This window comes from Rhodopseudomonas sp. BR0C11, assembly GCF_010820945.1.
In the GTDB taxonomy this organism is placed as follows: Bacteria; Pseudomonadota; Alphaproteobacteria; order Rhizobiales; family Xanthobacteraceae; genus Rhodopseudomonas; species Rhodopseudomonas palustris_H.
Window position 1 is genome coordinate 1 of sequence record NZ_QTKI01000508.1, and the last position, 3,058, is coordinate 3,058.

Consider the following 3,058-nt stretch of genomic DNA (forward strand, 5'->3'; position numbering starts at 1 on the left):
GTTCACCACGGCGAGCCCGAGGAAGGCAGGCACGGAGCCCGCCACCAGCAGCAGCGCGACGATGATGCCCCAGGCGGCGATCGGCAGCGGGTTGACCGCGACCACCCGGAGGGAAGTGGCCATGGCATCGCCGATCCCGGCATGCCGGTCCAGCATCATCGGGAACGCCACCACACTGAGGCACAGCGCCGCCAGGGCGAACAGGAAGCCGACGCCGCAGCCGACCAGGATCAGGCTCCACCCCTCCGGCGTGCTCAACACGCGCCGGGCGAAGTCGGGGATAGCAGCCGCCGGGGCATAGCCGAACAGCGCGACGTAGATAGCCTGCGCCGCCGCCAGCCACACCAGAAACAGTGCCAGCAGGATCGCGCCGAAGCCTAGCATTGCGCCGAGCGATGGTGACCGCAGCACCGCCAAGGCATCCGATGCGAAGGCCGGTTCACCAAGTTCGCGGCGCCGGCTCAGCTCATACAGACCGAGCGCGGCGAACGGGCCGAGCAGCGCGAAGCCGGCAGCGAGGGGAAACAGCAGCGGCAGCACCGCGTAGCCTTGCACCAGCCGCGCCAGCACCAGGCCCAGCACCGGATAGATCAGCACCAGCATCACGGCGTGGCTCGGCACCGCCTTGAAGTCCTCCCAGCCTTGCCGGAGCGCGGCGCCGAGATCGGCAAAGCCGATGCGGTGGACTGCGGGGGTGGCCTCGTCCGCAGCGATGGCGGACGGAGCAGAAGAATAGGTCGTAGCCATGCGTAGCGTCCTCCCATGTTCGACAGTGGTGATCACCGGCCGTTACGCCATGACGGCGGGCCGGGCGCTTCTTACGCGGAGACGAACGATCAGAAGGAGCCAGACGCGAGAGCAACGAACGAACTGGTCCTGTGACCCGAGCTTGCCGCGACCTGTGAAGGTATCCTAACGCCGCTTATCAGCAGTCGTTGCTCAAGCTTTGGTGAGCTTTCGATGCTGCAGTGCGAGGAGATTTTGGTCACTACACGTTTGCTCAATTCTGCTGGTACGCTCTGCAGTGATCCGCGCGCGGAACCCAGATGGCGTCAGCGCTGTTGATGCGGACGATGCGTGGCATCGCAACAGGGGGAGACAGCATGAGCATTTTCGGGAAGATCATGAGCGCGATTTTCGGCGACAGCGCCGCTGCGGCGCCAAGTGGCGCAGCCGCGCCAGCGCCGGCTCCGGCGACGACCGCTGGCGCAGGCACCGCGCCGGCGCCGACTGCACCGCAGCCGACGGCCGCACCGTCGGTCGACGTCGCACCGATCCTCGATAAGGCGGTCAAAGCCAAAGGCGAGAAGCTGGAATGGCGGACTTCGATCGTCGACCTGATGAAGGCGCTCGATATCGACTCCAGCCTGTCGGCCCGCAAGGAGCTCGCCAAGGAGCTCGGCTATAGCGGCGATATGAATGACTCGGCGTCGATGAACATCTGGCTGCACAAGCAGGTGATGAGCAAGCTGGTCGCCAACGGCGGCAAGCTGCCGCCCGAGATCAAGCACTGATCCACACGGCATCTTGGATGGTCGGCCGTGCCGCTCACTTGCGGCACGGCATGGCCGCGCCGGATGCTTTATGACTCGAAGATCCTGAACACAGCGCTTGTGGTCACCAGCAGCTTGTCACCGGCGAGTGCTTCGGCGTCGATGAAGGCGAGGCTGCGCGACAGCTTCTTCATCGTGGTGCGGCCGGTGATCCAGCCGCCCGGCTCGATGGTGGCGATGAAGCGGCTGTCGAGCGACACCGTCGCGCAGCGCCGCTGCCCTGCGAGCACGACCGAGAATCCCAGAATGGTGTCGAGGAAGCCGAGCAGCGCACCGCCGTGCAGCACGCCGTTGGGATTGCCGTGGCGATCGTCGCTGAGGAAGCCGAACTCCGGCTGGCTGTCGCCACTCTGCCGCCAGTAATACGGGCCGTTGGTGCCGATATAGCCGTCCTGAACGGCGAACGGTTGAAAGCCCGGCGGCGGTGACACGGTCATTGGCGGCTCCTGCGCGGAGCGCGGCCGCAGGAGATCACAGGATGGACCGGCGGGCCGCGCGCGGTGGAACCGATGCCACAGCACGCGGCGGCGGGCAATCGCCCGGCCGTAGTAAACGGTCCGGCCAAGTCCTCACGCGGTGAGGTCGGCGTATTCCGGGTGAGCGTCGAGATAGTCGGCGACGAAGCCGCAGCCGGCGCTGACCTTGGCACCTTCGGCGCGGATCAGATCGAGGGCGCCGCGCACCAGATTGGAGGCGATGCCGCGGCCGCGCAGCGGCGGCGGCGTCTCGGTGTGGGTGATGACGACGCGGCCGCCGGTGCGGCGATAATTCGCGAACGCAATCTCGCCATGGGCGTCGAGTTCGAAGCGGTTCAGCGCCTTGTTGTCGCGCACGTTGGCCGCGGCTGTGGTCCCGCTCATAGCGTCTCCTCGTGTTCAATGTCCGGCGCGCCGGCAGGAGCCAGTGTGCCGTTGGCTGTCAAGGTGATGCCGACCCCGTTGAAATCAAGGGGACGGCGAGGTGGCAAGCGCGGCGTCGTTGCGACGCAGGCCACGATGGATGGTGTGGAGGGTAAGGCCACACCGCGCTGCGCCGCGCAACCCGGACAATCCCGGAGGCGGTGGCCTTAAGCGCGTGAAGCGCGTGCATCACCGCACCACGATCGTCATGGCGCGGAGCGGCAACGCCGGCAGCTTCGATTAGTTCTTCAGCGACGCCTCGAGCATCTGCCGCACCGACCACGCCTGACCGTCGACGCGGCCGCGGATGTCGTCGATCCGCCATGATGTGCCGTCGCGCACCAGCTCGTAACGGATCACGCCGTCGGCGGCGACCTTGCGCGACTGACTGCCGATCAGCGCCACCGCCAGCGTCGCGCGGGCATCGTCCTGGCTCTCGGTCTTGATGACGAACGATTTGATGTCTGGGTCCTGCGAATTGCTCACCGGATCGAAATCGATCGGCCCGATCTCGCCTTGTGGTACCTTGGCTTCGGCCTTGGTCCACAGCGCCGCCAGAGACTTCGACAGATACTTGCCGCGCTCCTTGGCGTTGTTGACGAAGGC

General features: G+C 66.4%; 5 protein-coding genes. 1 reads left to right on the forward strand and 4 read right to left on the reverse strand.

Translation table 11 applies throughout. The annotated features are described in order from the left end of the window. The coding region (locus tag DYI24_RS24235) for a DUF2189 domain-containing protein (protein ID WP_164574135.1) at positions 1-747 on the reverse strand (747 nt) is incomplete at its 3' end. 356 nt (positions 748-1,103) lie between these two features. Between DYI24_RS24235 and DYI24_RS24240 the strand changes: the two genes are divergently transcribed. After that, entirely contained in the window at positions 1,104-1,514 is a 411-nt protein-coding gene (locus tag DYI24_RS24240) for a DUF3597 domain-containing protein (RefSeq protein WP_164574136.1), read from the forward strand. 68 nt (positions 1,515-1,582) lie between these two features. Here the strand turns inward: DYI24_RS24240 and DYI24_RS24245 are convergent, their stop codons facing one another. The 3 genes from DYI24_RS24245 to DYI24_RS24255 form a co-directional block, all read right to left on the reverse strand. Continuing rightward, on the reverse strand, positions 1,583-1,990 hold the full coding sequence (locus tag DYI24_RS24245; protein WP_107344732.1) for a PaaI family thioesterase: 408 nt from the start codon (positions 1,988-1,990) through the stop codon (positions 1,583-1,585). A gap of 132 nt (positions 1,991-2,122) precedes the next feature. After that, positions 2,123-2,413: a GNAT family N-acetyltransferase gene (locus tag DYI24_RS24250; protein WP_164574137.1), complete on the reverse strand. Its 291-nt coding sequence runs from the start codon at positions 2,411-2,413 to the stop codon at positions 2,123-2,125. Between the two features lie 279 nt (positions 2,414-2,692). After that, a partial coding sequence (locus DYI24_RS24255; RefSeq protein ID WP_164574138.1) for a DUF3828 domain-containing protein occupies positions 2,693-3,058 on the reverse strand: 366 nt, incomplete at its 5' end.

Bases quoted from the DNA above. Each gene is read 5' to 3' on its own strand.
- DYI24_RS24250 (WP_164574137.1), bottom strand. From the start codon at position 2,413: ATGAGCGGGACCACAGCCGCGGCCAACGTGCGCGACAACAAGGCGCTG.
- DYI24_RS24240 (WP_164574136.1), top strand. From the start codon at position 1,104: ATGAGCATTTTCGGGAAGATCATGAGCGCGATTTTCGGCGACAGCGCC.
- DYI24_RS24245 (WP_107344732.1), bottom strand. From the start codon at position 1,990: ATGACCGTGTCACCGCCGCCGGGCTTTCAACCGTTCGCCGTTCAGGAC.